Genomic DNA, 14375 nt, shown 5'->3' on the forward strand with positions numbered 1-14375 from the left:
TTTATTTTATTTGATAGATAGTGACAACTACCTGATCATCTTTTATAAGTTTAACCGAAATCGTTCGAAAATCCTAGTCATAAATAAGTAACGACTTATTTCTTAACTATTATGCGTTGTTTCCGCCATTTTTCTTGATGATTTCTTCTTGTACAGATTTTGGTACATCTTCATAGTGGTCAAAGACCATCATAAACGTACCGCGACCTTGTGTTGCTGAACGTAATGTTGTAGCATAACCGAACATTTCAGCTAGAGGCACCATCGCGTTAACGATTTGTGAATTACCGTGTGCTTCCATACCTTCAACACGTCCACGACGACTTGTAACGTGTCCCATGATATCACCTAAGTAATCTTCTGGTACAGTGATCGTTACTTTCATCATTGGTTCTAAAATTACAGGCATTGCTTTTTTAGCAGCCGCACGTAGCGCCATAGAAGCAGCTACACGGAAGGCTGTTTCATTTGAATCGACATCATGGTATGAACCGTCGTAAAGTTTTGCTTTGATATCCACTAATGGATATCCAGCAAGAACACCGTTGTTCATTGATTCTGCCAAGCCTTTTTCAACCGCAGGGATGTATTCACGAGGAACCACACCACCGACGATAGCATTTTCAAATTCGAAGCCTTTACCTTCTTCGTTTGGTGTAAATTCAACCCAGACATGTCCGTATTGACCTTTACCACCAGACTGACGTACAAACTTACCTTCTGCCTGAGTTACAGGAGCACGGAAAGTTTCACGGTATGATACTTGTGGAGCACCAACGTTAGCTTCAACCTTGAACTCACGTTTCATACGGTCTACTAATACGTCTAAGTGCAATTCACCCATACCAGAGATAACTGTTTCACCAGTTTCAACGTTCGTTTCAACGCGGAATGATGGATCTTCTTCTGCAAGTTTTTGCAGCGCTACACCCATTTTATCTTGGTCAGCTTTTGATTTAGGTTCAACAGCTACTTGGATAACTGGTTCTGGGAACTCAATTGATTCAAGAATAACTGGTGAATCTACCGCACATAAAGTATCACCAGTTGTTGTATCTTTCAATCCAACAGCTGCTGCAATATCTCCTGAGAACACTTTGTCAATTTCTTTACGAGTGTTCGCGTGCATTTGTAAAATACGACCGATACGTTCTTTTTTGTCTTTAGAAGCGTTCAATACGTATGAACCACTTTCAAGGACACCAGAATAAACACGGAAGAATGTTAGACGACCTACAAATGGGTCAGTCATCACTTTAAATGCTAGCGATGAGAAAGGTGCTTCGTCATCAGCAGGACGAGTTGTTTCTTCGTCTGTTTTAACGTCGATCCCTTTGATCGCTTCAATATCTAGTGGTGATGGCAAGTAATCAAGAACTGCATCAAGCATTAATTGAACACCTTTATTTTTAAAGGCAGAACCAGCCATTACTGGGAAGAACTCAACGTTGATCGTTGCTTGGCGGATGCCCGCTTTTAATTCTTCGATTGTAATTTCTTCACCATCAAGATATTTCATCATTAGGTCTTCATCAGTTTCAGCAACTGCTTCAACTAATTTTTCACGCCATTCAACTGCTTGATCCATATATTCTTCTGGAATTTCAGTTTCTTGAATGTCTGTACCTAAGTCATTTGTATAGATTTCAGCTTTCATCGTAATTAAATCGATGATCCCTGTGAAGTTATCTTCTGAACCAATTGGTAATTGGATTGGATGAGCGTTAGCTTGTAAACGATCATGTAATGAGTTTACAGAGTATAAGAAATCCGCACCGATTTTATCCATTTTATTACAGAAAACAACACGTGGAACTTTATATTCAGTTGCTTGACGCCAAACTGTTTCAGTTTGAGGTTCCACACCTGATTGTGAGTCAAGAACGGTTACAGCACCATCCAATACACGTAGTGAACGTTGAACTTCAATAGTGAAATCCACGTGTCCTGGTGTATCGATAATGTTTACACGGTACCCTTTCCACTCTGCAGTTGTTGCAGCAGACGTGATCGTGATACCACGTTCTTGTTCTTGTTCCATCCAGTCCATTTGTGATGCACCTTCGTGCGTTTCACCAATTTTGTGGATTTTACCAGTATAGTATAAAATACGCTCTGTTGTTGTAGTTTTACCCGCATCAACGTGCGCCATAATACCGATATTACGAGTGTTTTCTAACGAAAATTCTCTTGGCATTCTAGGTTTCTCCTCTCTTTATTTAAATCGATTGTAAAGTGACTGTCTGCAGTAAAGTTAAATTACATACAGAGAGGATCTTACCAACGATAGTGTGCAAACGCACGGTTAGCGTCCGCCATTTTGTGTGTGTCTTCACGTTTTTTAACAGAAGCACCAGTGTTATTGGCAGCATCCATGATTTCTTTCGCTAGACGTTGTTCCATTGTATGTTCACCGCGTAGGCGAGCATAGTTAACAACCCAACGTAAACCTAAAGTTGTACGACGTTCTGGACGAACTTCAACTGGTACTTGATAGTTAGAACCCCCAACACGGCGAGCTTTTACTTCTAGTACAGGCATAACGTTTTTCATTGCTTGTTCGAAAACTTCCAATGGATCGTTCCCTGTAGATTCTTTGATGATATCAAATGAATTATAGATGATATTAGCAGCAATCCCGCGTTTACCATCAACCATTACACGGTTGATCAAGCGAGTTACTAATTTTGAGTTATAAATTGGATCTGGTAAAACATCGCGTTTTGTAACAGGACCTTTACGTGGCATCCGTAACTCCTCCTTCCGAAAATTCTTTATTATATAAGACCTTAGTGATTGTCAAATTATTTAGCAGCTTTAGGCATTTTAGTACCATATTTAGAGCGGCTTTGTTTACGATCTGTAACGCCGGCTGTATCAAGCGCACCACGTACGATATGATAACGTACCCCTGGTAAATCTTTTACACGTCCACCGCGTAATAGTACCACGCTATGTTCTTGTAAGTTGTGACCAATACCTGGGATATAAGCTGTTACTTCGATTAAGTTAGACAAACGAACACGGGCATATTTACGTAAAGCCGAGTTAGGTTTTTTAGGTGTCATTGTTCCCACACGAGTACAAACCCCACGCTTTTGTGGTGAGTTTACGTTCGTTTGAGATTTCTTAAAGCTATTATATCCTTTGTTCAACGCTGGTGAATTAGATTTCTCCACCTTTGATTTACGAGGTTTACGTACTAATTGATTAATTGTAGGCATTCCTTGTTTCCTCCTTCCTCTTTTCGCATCTAGTTCCACACATCCAGGTGGTTCTTTTTTAGCGATAAAAAATAATGCAATCTCTGCACTTATTATCAAATATGCTTCGATAGACAGTCAGCACGTCTCAACGAGAGACCTGTAGATAAAGCACCTTTGCTAGGATAACATGATAATATACGTATGTCAACCACTTACGAAGTTTTTTTGTATAAAACGAGAGATTATTTAGTATCTTTTTTTCTAGGAGCATTTATATAGTAGAAAATAGGAATCTTTCTAATTCATTCTATCTTTTTTTTTCGTTTAACGGTACAATGTGTTTGATTATTTGAAAGGGGTAAACAAGTGGATGAATCTTAAACAAATGGCAGGAATCGAAGCAGCAAGATATGTAGAAGATGGTATGATCGTAGGCCTGGGAACTGGATCTACTGCAAAATTTATGGTGGATGAAGTTGGGCGCCGCGTGAAAGAAGAAGGCTTATCTATCGTTGGTGTCACTACATCAAAAGAAACGGAGCGTCAAGCACTAGCATTAGGTATTCCTTTGAAAGGGATCGATGAGGTTCCTTATGTCGACTTAACGATTGATGGAGCAGATGAAATCAGTGAAGATTTCCAAGGTATCAAAGGTGGCGGTGCTGCTTTATTGTTCGAGAAAATCGTTGCAACCTATTCAAAAAAATGCATTTGGATCGTCGATGATTCAAAACTTGTAAAAAAACTTGGTAAATTCCCGTTGCCTGTTGAAGTCGTTCCATACGGTAGCCAACAACTCGTTCGTTTATTTGAAGAAAAAGGGTTTGCGCCTGTTTTGCGTACCACTCCTAATGAAGAACTATTGGTCACTGACGGCGGCCATTCTATCATTGATCTCCATTTAGAAGAAATCACTGATCCGATTGCATTAGGCACCTATTTAGATCAGTTGGTTGGTGTTGTTGAACACGGATTATTTCTTAATGTTGTTTCAACTGTTATCGTAGGTGGACAAGCAGGGCCAAAAACGATTCATGTATCAGAATAGCAAAACATTTGAAATAGATTTGAAAACAAAGAATAGCATTAAAGAAAGATAAAAAAACACCTATCATTCCATTCGTTTATATGCTACATTTTTAGTATCCTATTTTACTTTTTACTAGAAAGGACGAACGATGAAAATAATTGGTTATGCACGTACAACAATCACAGACAACGATTTAGATGCTCAAATCAAAATCTTATCTGACTTCGGTTGCGACGACGTTTATCATGAATCTTTCGATGTTACAAATGACAAACGTCTCATTTCTGAACTTGATACAATCCTCAACAATTTAGAAGCAGGCGATACCTTAGTTATCTGCCGCTTGAATCGCTTAGGCCGTTCAACCCGCCAGTTGACTGAACTGACACAGACCTTCAAAGGATCTGGCATTCATCTAGTTAGCTTAGATGAAGAAATCGACACGCGCCTTCCAATGGGGGATATTTACTTCAAGTTGATGAATGGGTTGGCAAGGATGGAGTGCGATTTAATCACAGAACGTACTTTGATCGGATTGAAGAATGCTCGAAAAAAAGGCAAAATCGGAGGACGTCCTAAAATTGATACACGGACCGTAAAAAAAATCCGTCACTTATATCATGAAAAGAAAGAAACGATCCAATTTATTTCTTCAAAATGCAATGTTTCCGTTGGAACTTGCTACAAATACATCAATTTACCAGAAGCGGATGTTGCTAAAATTTCTCAATAATAGCAAGTTATTAATGGAAGTGCGTGTTAAGAAGAGTGTTGCCTGAATGCAACACTCTTCTTATTTGTTTTCGCTATTATAGATGTCTATTCCTTTAGACTACTATAAGAACTAGCGCCTCCAGTATTTTTTACTAATTTACAATGGAAATCTATTTTAAAACGGTGTACAATAGAACAGGAAATGAAAGTTTCAGAAACTACAACTCAAAGGAGAGCTATACATGCCAAAATTAGTATTTTCTCGTCATGGACTTAGTGAATGGAATGCGTTGAATCAATTTACAGGTTGGGCTGACGTAGATTTAGCACCACAAGGTGTTGAAGAAGCAATCGAAGGCGGCCGCAAAATCAAAGAAGCTGGAATTGAATTTGATGTAGCGTATACTTCTGTCTTAACTCGTGCTATCAAAACATGTAACTTGCTTTTAGAAAACTCAGATCAATTATGGGTTCCTCAAATCAAATCTTGGCGCTTAAATGAACGTCATTATGGTAAATTGCAAGGTCTAAACAAAAAAGAAACTGCTGAAAAATATGGAGATGACCAAGTACACATCTGGCGTCGTTCTTACGATACTTTACCTCCATTGATGGAAGCAACTGATGAGGGTTCTGCAGCGAATGATCGTCGTTATGCAATGTTGGACCAACGTGATATCCCAGGTGGAGAAAACTTAAAAGTTACGTTAGAACGTGCATTACCATTCTGGCAAGATGAGATTGCTCCTGCTTTATTGGACAATAAAACGGTCTTAGTGGCAGCTCACGGTAACTCTTTACGCGCTTTAGCAAAACATATCGAAGGTATCTCAGATGAAGATATCATGGATCTTGAAATCCCAACAGGTCAACCACTTGTTTATGAATTAAACGATGATTTAACAGTAGCGAAAAAATACTACTTATAACACTTTAAGCCCTCAGAAACGCAAACGTTTCTGAGGGCTTTTTTAGTTATTACTCTACATTTCAGTATAAGTGTTGTAGCCCATTTTTATTAGCTTCTCGTTATGTGACAACTTCAAAATCGGACATGTTGTATTGAACATAGCATTGCTCCTCTAACAAGTGTACCGTGATCGAGGATCTTACTTTTTCTTGCAATGCATCTTTTGCAACGCTTCACAGTAAAATATCCAGTTTGTAGCAAGAACGTCTGTGGATGCTTTCAAATCCGTTCGAATAATAGGACTAATCATTTCAAGCAAATCAGGTTGTTCAATATCTTTAAACTAAGCTTCCCAAAGCACCCAGTTTTTTGAATACGTTTCAGCAAACCATTACCTCATAGAAGTATCCCTTCTCAAGTAGAGATTGTTCGTTAAGCAAAACTAGATTCTGTTAAACATTCACGATAAATCGCTTCAACATCTGATTCCGCTAACGGAACAAAAGCCTCTGTTTTGATTGTACTATGCGCTACCGCTTGTTTCGCCATTTCTTCAAATTTTTCCTCATCAATCCCAACTTCTGGTAATGTCATAGGAATATCGCATGTCTTGAAGAAATCATATGTTGCTTGAATTCCTTTTTTCGCTGCAAGCATTGGGTCTTTCTCGTTGATTCCCCAAACGTTGTGCGCAAACTGAGCAAATCTCGTGACTGTTTTTTCATTAAGAACATAATTCATCCAACGCGGCGTTAAAATAGCCAAGCCAATTCCGTGCGTAATATCATAAAACGCACTTAACTCATGTTCCATCGCATGACATGACCAAACACCATGTTTCCCATTTCTGGTTAAACCGTTCAACGCTAAACTACTTGACCACATTAAGTTAGCACGAGCATCATAATTATCAGGTGTGGCAAGTGCAACTGGACAATTTTTGATGACGGCACGCATTATTCCTTCTGAAACAAAATCTTGTATATCTGTCCCTTCTGTAACATTGAAATAACTTTCAAAAAGATGACTTAGTATGTCCGCAGAACCTGCAGCTGTTTGATAAGTGGGTACTGTAAAAGTATTTTTCGGATCAAGGAAAGAAACTTTTGGAATCATTGATGGCCCACCAATACCTAATTTTTGATTTGTAGTTAGATTCGAAATAACTGCACCAGCATTCATTTCACTACCTGTTGCTGCTAACGTTAAGATGGTAACGATTGGCAACGCCTCGCCTTGATATCCTTTTCGCGCTACGATAATATCCCATGGATCTTCATCGCTATAAACGCCTGTTGCAACCACTTTAGCACAATCGATTGCTGAGCCTCCACCTACTGCCAAAATCACATTCACATCATTTTCGCGACATAGCGCTACGCCACGACGGACCGTTTCAATACGAGGATTCGGTTCTACACCGCTTAATTCGACAACTTTATTATGATTTTTTCCAAGTAATTCTATCACTTGCTCGTACAAACCATTTTTCTTAATACTCCCGCCACCATATACAAGCAACACGTTTTTACCATACACATCTAAAACATCCGTTAACTCTGTGTTTAAGCGGTCTTTTCCAAAACGAATATCTGTTGGTACATAAAATCTAAAATTATCCATTTTTTCTTCCTCCATCCAATCTAAAGTTCATCTTATATGATAGAGCAAGATGGCGAAAACGTCTCTTATTTTGCTCTTACTAGAAATCGTGTTTCGACTATTTTACATACTATCGCTGGGATTTCGCCTGTGGAACTTCTCTCCCTTCGCTCGCCAAGTATTGTGCATCATCCGCTCTGCAAGCAATCGCTTTGATTTACAATAAGGGGGTGGGACATGACTCTACGAGTCACACCCCACCCCTAAGGAATCCAGATAAACGGTGGAAGCAGAAGCAACGCTCTCTTATTTCTCAGAGTTAAATACTTTTCTTCCAACCTCCTGACTATTAACTATTGATCGCAGTTTCTAATCCTACTTCGATCATATCATTGAATGTTGTTTGACGTTCTTCAGCAGTTGTTTCTTCACCTGTTACTAAACTATCACTCACGGTCATAATCGCCAACGCTTGCACATCAAATTTAGCTGCTAAATAATATAATGCGGCAGCTTCCATTTCAATCGCTAAAACACCTAATTTCCCTAATTCAAACACACCATCCATACTATCTTTATAAAAGACATCATCAGACAAAACGTTTCCTACGTGCGTGACAAATCTTTTTTCTTTCGCGACAGTGTATGATTTCAATAGCAAATCAAAATCAGCAATTTGCGGAAAATCATATTTCGGAAAGTCATTACGGATCATCGATGAGGGTGTAGCAGCGGCTTGTGCGATCACTAAATCTCTAACGTTCACTTTTTCAGAAATCGAACCGCAAGTACCTACGCGAATTAATTTTTTAACATCGTAAGAGTTGATCAATTCATGGGCATAAATGGTTGCAGAAGGCATCCCCATTCCTGTTCCTTGAACTGAAACACGTTCACCTTTATATGTTCCTGTATACCCTAACATCCCTCTTACTTGGTTGTAACAAACAGGATTGTCTAAAAACGTTTCAGCGATATATTTCGCACGTAGTGGATCTCCTGGTAGTAAAATTTTATCAGCGATTTCGCCTTGTTTTGCTTCAATATGGACACTCATATTTTTTCTCCTTTATAATGACTCTTTTATAATTCAGCTAACGTTTCTTTGATCAATTCTTTAAACTGTGCTTTAACACGTTCTGTTGTTTCGACAACTTCTGCATGATTCAGACTGCTTTGCATGCCAGCGGCTAAGTTCGTGATACATGAAATACCCAAGACCTTCAACCCGCTGTGTGCTGCAACGATTACCTCAGAGACTGTTGACATCCCCACAGCATCAGCTCCCATCACACGAGACATACGAATTTCAGCTGGTGTTTCATACGTTGGTCCAGAATACCCCATGTAGACCCCTTCTTGCAGTGGTACATTTTGTTCTTTTGCCACTTTTTTAGCAATTTCAAAGTAAGCAGGTGTATACGCATGACTCATATCTGGGAAGCGAGGTCCCATCGCTTCATCATTTTCCCCAATCAATGGATTATCGCCAGTAAAGTTAATATGATCTGTGATCAACATCAAATTACCTGGTGTGAAGGTTTCATTCACGCCACCTGCAGCATTTGTTACGACCATTGAATGAGCACCCATCGCAGCCATTAATCGAACGGGATAGGTCACTTTTTGCATTGAATGGCCTTCATAATAATGGAAACGACCTTGCATTGCTAAAACTTTTTTCCCGGATAGTGTACCGTAAACTAATTTACCAGCATGTCCAACAACTGTTGAAACCGCAAAATGAGGAACTTCTGAAAAAGGAATCGCAATGGCATCTTCCACTTCATCTGCTAACTCTCCTAAACCAGAACCCAGAATCAAACCAAAATCAACTTCGCCAACACCTTTTTCTTTTAAAAACGCTGTTGTCTCTTTTAACATTTCACCTAGTTTTGTCATCATGTCTCTCCTATACTAGTTTATTTAAAAAGCTTTCGCCGTTTTCTGTTTTTGGAACAGCAAAGTTTTCAGCCACTGTTGCTGAAATATCTGCATAATGCCCTTGCGCTAAACTACCTTGTCCGCTCATTTTTTTGCTGTAAACTAATAATGGAACATATTCTCTAGTGTGATCAGTCCCAGGAAATGTCGGGTCATTTCCGTGGTCAGCTGTAATCATCAGCAAATCATCTTCTTCTAATGACTCAATTATTTCTGGAAGTCTCAAATCAAATGCTTCAATTGCATGTGCATAACCAACTACATCACGACGGTGACCGTATAACGCATCAAAATCAACTAAGTTAGTGAAACTCAAGCCTTCAAAATCTCGTTTCATCACGTTTAGCAATTGATCTACACCGTCCATATTGCTTTTCGTACGCACTGAGTCTGTAATACCTTGACCATTGAAAATGTCGTTGATTTTGCCGACTGCAATAACTTCCTTCCCATTATCCTTTAATGAATCAAGAACCGTTTTGCCAAATGGATCTAAGGCATAATCATGACGGTTACTTGTTCTAGTAAAGTTTCCAGGTTCACCAACATACGGACGAGCGATAATTCGACCGATCATATAAGGTTCATCTTTGGTAATGTCGCGAACATACTGACAAATACGGTATAATTCTTCCAGCGGAATGATCTCTTCATGCGCCGCAATTTGCAGCACTGGATCAGCAGATGTGTAAACGATCAAGTCGCCCGTTTCCATTTGATGTTTTCCGTAATCATCTAAAACTGCTGTACCACTGTAGGGCTTATTACAAACTATTTTACGTCCTGAAAATTCTTCGATTTGTTTTAATAATTCTTCTGGAAATCCGTCTGGAAATACTCGGAAAGGTTTTTGAATATTCAAGCCCATAATTTCCCAATGTCCAGTCATAGTGTCTTTTCCAACTGAAATTTCTTCTAATTTCGTTGCATACCCTTTATGCTCAGCAACCGCTTCTACATTGTGAAGCGGGGCAATCGTTCCAAGTCCTAGATTTTCTAAATTAGGAATTGTCAAGCCTGCTTCTTTTGCGATATGTCCTAAAGTATCACTCCCAACATCACCAAACTTTTCAGCATCAGGCGCTTCACCAATCCCGACTGAATCCATCACTATTAAATGTACACGTTTAAACATAACCATCCTTCTTTCTATTGATATTTGTTAAAAAATTTTGAAAGCCAGTCCTGCAAAACTAACATAATAACTATTTAGAAAAAGGGCGCGACTTCAGAAAATTTCCCATAGCCCACCCTTTTGTACTAACTTTATTTTGATTTGATATAATTTTTCCCGATTGCTTTAGGTCCAGATGCTTTTCCTAAGAAAACAACTAAAACAACAATGGTTAACACATACGGTGCTGCTTGTAGATAAACAGCTGGTATTGATGAAATAACTGGTAGATTTGAGCCCGCAATACTGATATTTTGCGCAAAACCAAAGAACAAGGCTGCGCCCATCGCGCCAAGTGGATTCCATTTACCAAAAATCATCGCTGCCATTGAAATAAATCCTTGTCCGGCAATCGTTGTAACTGCAAAACGTCCAGCAATCGTTTGAGCGAATACAGCTCCTCCGATCCCACCTAAAAAGCCAGAGATCAAAACACCCGCATAGCGCATAACGTACACATTGATTCCAAGTGTATCTGCTGCTTGGGGATTTTCACCCACTGAACGAAGGCGTAATCCAAAGCGCGTTTTAAATAAAACAAACCAAGAAATAATGGCCACGATAATCGCCACAAAAGCTGGCAAGGTGGTTTGTTTGAAGAATAACTCACCTAAAATCGGAATGTCCTTCAAAATAGGAAATGAAAAGTAACCAAATGATTCTGTGATTGTATCTGTTTGCCCTTTCCCATAAATTACTTTGATCAAGAATATTCCAAGAGCAGGTGCCATTAAATTGACTACAGTTCCACTGATGATATGATCTGCTCTTAAATTGATTGTCGCAACTGCATGAAGCAGTGAAAATAACATGCCAACCACACCTCCGACTAAACAAGCGAGCCACGGTGTTGCTGCGCCAAACGTTTCAGCAAAGGTTAAGTTAAATACAACGGAACTAAAGGCACCCATGACCATGATTCCTTCAAGTCCTACGTTTACAATACCACTACGTTCGGAAAAAGTCCCACCCAGAGCCGTAAAAACTAAAGGAGTAGAATAAACCAACGTTTGTGTAATAATCGGCGCTAATACAGCGATTAATGCAATATCCATTAGATTTTGCCTCCTTCTTGACTTGTCGGATCTGATTTTCCAACTAATTCTTCCACAATCGCTACTTCTTTTTTATTTCCTGAAGCTTTCGCTAATAAGAAGCGAATCAAATAGCTGATTGCAACAAAGAAAATGATTGCAGCGATCACAACATCCACTAATTCGATGGGAACACCTGCGCGAAGCGGCATTCCTTGACCACCAAGTTTCAGCACACTGAAAAGAATCGCAGATAGGAATATTCCAATTGAACTTCCTGCTCCTAGTAAAGAAATCGCCATTCCATCAAATCCAATACTCAATGAAGATCCTTGAACAAAGAAGTTGCCAAATGTGCCTAGTCCAAGAACGACACCGCCAAGACCAGCTAAAGTTCCTGAAATAACCATTGACATCACGATTGTCCGTTTACTACTCATACCAGCATATTCAGAAGCAAATGGGTTCAACCCAACTGAACGAATTTCATAGCCCAAAGTCGTTTTCTTCATAAGGAACCATATTAAAACTAAGAAAATAAGCGCCATAAAAATCCCAATATTCAAACGTGACCCGCTACTCAATTCTTTTAGGAAACCTGTACGTAAGCTAGCATTTTCTCCAATTACTTTTGTAACCCCTTTATTCGTCATTAAATCTTTTGCCATCACATTATTAACAATGTGGGTACTTGTATAAAGAAAAACATAATTCAACATGATCGTCACGATTACTTCACTTGTCCCAAAGAAAGCGCGTAGCAAACCCGGGATGGCAGCTGCCAAAGCGCCTGCTAAAGCGCCCGCGAGTACCGCCAACGGCAGAACAACCATTCGAGGGGCATCTGGCATAGCAAGTGCTACCCAAATACTTGTTACCCAACCGCACAAGGCTTGCCCTGAAAGACCGATGTTAAAGAATCCTGCTGAATTTGCTACCGCAAATCCTAATGCTGTAAAAATCAAAGGCCCTGCTGTTACAAAAATTTCCCCGATACTTTTTGGACTTTGAAACGCAGTCTGGAGCATCGCTTGGTATCCAGCAATCGGATTTTGACCTGAAATCAACATAATAATTGCACCGAGAATAAATCCCATCAATACTGATAAAATAGGAACTAAAACATTCCGTAATGTTTCTGATCGATTATTCAACTGCCTCACCTGCCTTTTGACTTAATTCGGCTCTAGCTTCTTCTAATGAATAACCAGCCATTAATAACCCTAATTCATTTTCGCTCGTTTCGTTTGGATCAACGATTCCGACGATTTTCCCTGCATGAATAACCGCAATACGATCGGAAACATTTAAAATTTCATCTAATTCAAAACTCACGACTAATACCGCTTTGTCTTTATCTCTTTGCTCAATCAAGCGTTTATGGATGTATTCGATCGCCCCAACATCTAATCCACGAGTGGGTTGCGAAACAATCAATAAATCTGGATTACGATCGATTTCTCGAGCAATGATTGCTTTTTGTTGATTTCCTCCTGATAAGGCTTTGGCAGGAACCAATTCGTTTACTGTACGCACATCATATTCTTCAATCAATCTACGCGCATATGAATTGATCTGATTATAGTTCAAAACACCTGTATTACTTAATGGTTTTTTATAGTAGGTTTGTAATGCAATATTTTCAGCTAAGGTCATATCTAAAATCAAACCATACTTATGGCGGTCTTCTGGCACATGACCAACGCCTGCTTCTGTAATTGCACGAGGTTGTTTGTTTGTGATCGTCGTTCCTCGTAATTCAACTGATCCACTTTCTGCTTTACGTAGTCCAGTTAGAGCTTGAATCAGTTCTGTTTGTCCATTTCCGTCGATTCCAGCGATACCAACCACTTCACCTGCTCGCACATCTAAACTAAGACTTTTAACAGCTTCTAATCCACGACTTTCTTTAACGACCAACTCTTTGATTGAAAGAACTACTTCTTTAGGATCAGCCACTTTCTTTTCTGTTTTAAAGGAGACAGAACGGCCAACCATCATATCTGCTAATTGTTGTGAAGAGACATCTTTGACATTTACCGTATCAATACTTTGGCCACGACGAATAACTGTACAACGATCTGCTACTTTTTTGATTTCGTCTAATTTGTGGGTAATCAAGATGATTGATTTGCCTTCTTGAACAAGCCCACGCATGATTTCCATCAACTCATCAATCTCTTGAGGAGTCAAAACGGCTGTTGGCTCGTCAAAAATTAAAACATCTGCACCACGGTATAACGTTTTCAGAATTTCTACACGTTGTTGTGCACCAACCGAGATGTCACGAATATAGGCACTTGGATCCACTGACAGACCATATTGTTCAGAAACTCGCTTGATTTCTGTCGTTGCTTTTTTGCGATCCAACACACCTGCATTCGTCGGTTCACTACCTAAAATGATGTTTTCAGTTACAGTAAAGGCATCTACCAACATGAAATGTTGATGAACCATCCCGATTCCTAAACGATTTGCTGTAGTTGGTCCATTGATCGATACTTTTGAACCATTCATAAATATTTCACCTGATGTTGGTTCTAATAAACCAGATAAAATGTTCATTAAGGTAGATTTCCCAGCGCCGTTTTCCCCTAGCAAAGCATGGATTTCTCCAGGCCGGACAGTTAAGTTGATATTATCATTAGCCTTAAAAGTCCCGAACTGCTTAGTGATATTGCGCATCTCAATTACATAGTTTTCCTGAGCCACATTTTTCACTTCCTAACAATTTAATCACTTGCATCATCTATTAATACGG

At 39.3% G+C, this 14375-nt stretch carries 13 protein-coding genes; 3 read left to right on the forward strand and 10 right to left on the reverse strand.

Annotated elements, in window-relative coordinates; all coding sequences use genetic code 11:
* Positions 1–109: 109 nt before the first annotated feature.
* From fusA to rpsL, 3 genes are all read right to left on the reverse strand, one after another.
* Positions 110–2197, reverse strand: coding sequence for an elongation factor G (gene fusA, locus BCR22_RS06130; RefSeq protein ID WP_069654067.1), 2088 nt, complete (start codon positions 2195–2197; stop codon positions 110–112).
* 80 nt (positions 2198–2277) lie between these two features.
* On the reverse strand, positions 2278–2748 hold the full coding sequence (gene rpsG / locus BCR22_RS06135; RefSeq protein ID WP_010761695.1) for a 30S ribosomal protein S7: 471 nt from the start codon (positions 2746–2748) through the stop codon (positions 2278–2280).
* A 56-nt stretch (positions 2749–2804) separates the two neighbouring features.
* Positions 2805–3224 carry a 30S ribosomal protein S12 gene (rpsL, locus tag BCR22_RS06140; RefSeq protein WP_010761696.1) on the reverse strand — a complete coding sequence of 140 codons (420 nt, stop codon included), beginning with the start codon at positions 3222–3224 and terminating at the stop codon, positions 2805–2807.
* A 352-nt stretch (positions 3225–3576) separates the two neighbouring features.
* On the opposite strand from rpsL, the gene rpiA reads away from it, so the two are divergent.
* The 3 genes from rpiA to gpmA all read left to right on the forward strand — a co-directional run bounded on the left by rpiA (position 3577) and on the right by gpmA (position 5879).
* Positions 3577–4254, forward strand: coding sequence for a ribose-5-phosphate isomerase RpiA (gene rpiA / locus BCR22_RS06145; protein ID WP_069654068.1), 678 nt, complete (start codon positions 3577–3579; stop codon positions 4252–4254).
* 130 nt (positions 4255–4384) lie between these two features.
* Positions 4385–4969 carry a recombinase family protein gene (locus BCR22_RS06150; RefSeq protein ID WP_069654069.1) on the forward strand — a complete coding sequence of 195 codons (585 nt, stop codon included), beginning with the start codon at positions 4385–4387 and terminating at the stop codon, positions 4967–4969.
* A gap of 223 nt (positions 4970–5192) precedes the next feature.
* Positions 5193–5879 carry a 2,3-diphosphoglycerate-dependent phosphoglycerate mutase gene (gpmA, locus tag BCR22_RS06155; protein WP_025869861.1) on the forward strand — a complete coding sequence of 229 codons (687 nt, stop codon included), beginning with the start codon at positions 5193–5195 and terminating at the stop codon, positions 5877–5879.
* A 413-nt stretch (positions 5880–6292) separates the two neighbouring features.
* Here the strand turns inward: gpmA and BCR22_RS06160 are convergent, their stop codons facing one another.
* The 7 genes from BCR22_RS06160 to BCR22_RS06190 all read right to left on the reverse strand — a co-directional run bounded on the left by BCR22_RS06160 (position 6293) and on the right by BCR22_RS06190 (position 14326).
* Positions 6293–7483 carry an iron-containing alcohol dehydrogenase gene (locus tag BCR22_RS06160; protein ID WP_069654070.1) on the reverse strand — a complete coding sequence of 397 codons (1191 nt, stop codon included), beginning with the start codon at positions 7481–7483 and terminating at the stop codon, positions 6293–6295.
* Between the two features lie 328 nt (positions 7484–7811).
* Positions 7812–8519 carry a purine-nucleoside phosphorylase gene (gene deoD, locus BCR22_RS06165; RefSeq protein WP_069654071.1) on the reverse strand — a complete coding sequence of 236 codons (708 nt, stop codon included), beginning with the start codon at positions 8517–8519 and terminating at the stop codon, positions 7812–7814.
* A 26-nt stretch (positions 8520–8545) separates the two neighbouring features.
* Complete coding sequence (locus BCR22_RS06170) at positions 8546–9364, reverse strand: purine-nucleoside phosphorylase (RefSeq protein ID WP_069654072.1); 819 nt, start codon at positions 9362–9364, stop codon at positions 8546–8548.
* Between the two features lie 10 nt (positions 9365–9374).
* Positions 9375–10541, reverse strand: coding sequence for a phosphopentomutase (deoB, locus tag BCR22_RS06175; protein ID WP_069654073.1), 1167 nt, complete (start codon positions 10539–10541; stop codon positions 9375–9377).
* Positions 10542–10672: 131 nt separating this feature from the next.
* The gene (locus BCR22_RS06180; protein ID WP_069654074.1) at positions 10673–11635 is read right to left on the reverse strand and encodes an ABC transporter permease; all 963 of its coding nucleotides are present in this window, start codon (positions 11633–11635) and stop codon (positions 10673–10675) included.
* Positions 11635–12768, reverse strand: a complete 1134-nt coding sequence (locus BCR22_RS06185; RefSeq protein ID WP_069654075.1) for an ABC transporter permease — start codon at positions 12766–12768, stop codon at positions 11635–11637. Before BCR22_RS06185 ends, BCR22_RS06180 begins: the two co-directional genes overlap by 1 nt.
* Positions 12761–14326 (reverse strand): ABC transporter ATP-binding protein, encoded by a 1566-nt coding sequence (locus BCR22_RS06190; RefSeq protein ID WP_069654076.1) that lies wholly within the window; start codon positions 14324–14326, stop codon positions 12761–12763. Before BCR22_RS06190 ends, BCR22_RS06185 begins: the two co-directional genes overlap by 8 nt.
* Positions 14327–14375: the final 49 nt, after the last annotated feature.

The sequence above is a fragment of the Enterococcus plantarum genome, assembly GCF_001730295.1.
Taxonomy (GTDB): Bacteria; Bacillota; Bacilli; order Lactobacillales; family Enterococcaceae; genus Enterococcus_L; species Enterococcus_L plantarum.

Excerpts from the sequence above, each read along its gene's own strand:
- gpmA (WP_025869861.1), top strand. The coding sequence starts at position 5,193 with ATGCCAAAATTAGTATTTTCTCGTCATGGACTTAGTGAATGGAATGCG.
- rpiA (WP_069654068.1), top strand. The coding sequence starts at position 3,577 with ATGAATCTTAAACAAATGGCAGGAATCGAAGCAGCAAGATATGTAGAA.
- deoD (WP_069654071.1), bottom strand. The coding sequence starts at position 8,519 with ATGAGTGTCCATATTGAAGCAAAACAAGGCGAAATCGCTGATAAAATT.
- fusA (WP_069654067.1), bottom strand. The coding sequence starts at position 2,197 with ATGCCAAGAGAATTTTCGTTAGAAAACACTCGTAATATCGGTATTATG.
- rpsG (WP_010761695.1), bottom strand. The coding sequence starts at position 2,748 with ATGCCACGTAAAGGTCCTGTTACAAAACGCGATGTTTTACCAGATCCA.
- rpsL (WP_010761696.1), bottom strand. The coding sequence starts at position 3,224 with ATGCCTACAATTAATCAATTAGTACGTAAACCTCGTAAATCAAAGGTG.
- BCR22_RS06150 (WP_069654069.1), top strand. The coding sequence starts at position 4,385 with ATGAAAATAATTGGTTATGCACGTACAACAATCACAGACAACGATTTA.
- BCR22_RS06170 (WP_069654072.1), bottom strand. The coding sequence starts at position 9,364 with ATGACAAAACTAGGTGAAATGTTAAAAGAGACAACAGCGTTTTTAAAA.
- BCR22_RS06160 (WP_069654070.1), bottom strand. The coding sequence starts at position 7,483 with ATGGATAATTTTAGATTTTATGTACCAACAGATATTCGTTTTGGAAAA.
- BCR22_RS06180 (WP_069654074.1), bottom strand. The coding sequence starts at position 11,635 with ATGGATATTGCATTAATCGCTGTATTAGCGCCGATTATTACACAAACG.
- deoB (WP_069654073.1), bottom strand. The coding sequence starts at position 10,541 with ATGTTTAAACGTGTACATTTAATAGTGATGGATTCAGTCGGGATTGGT.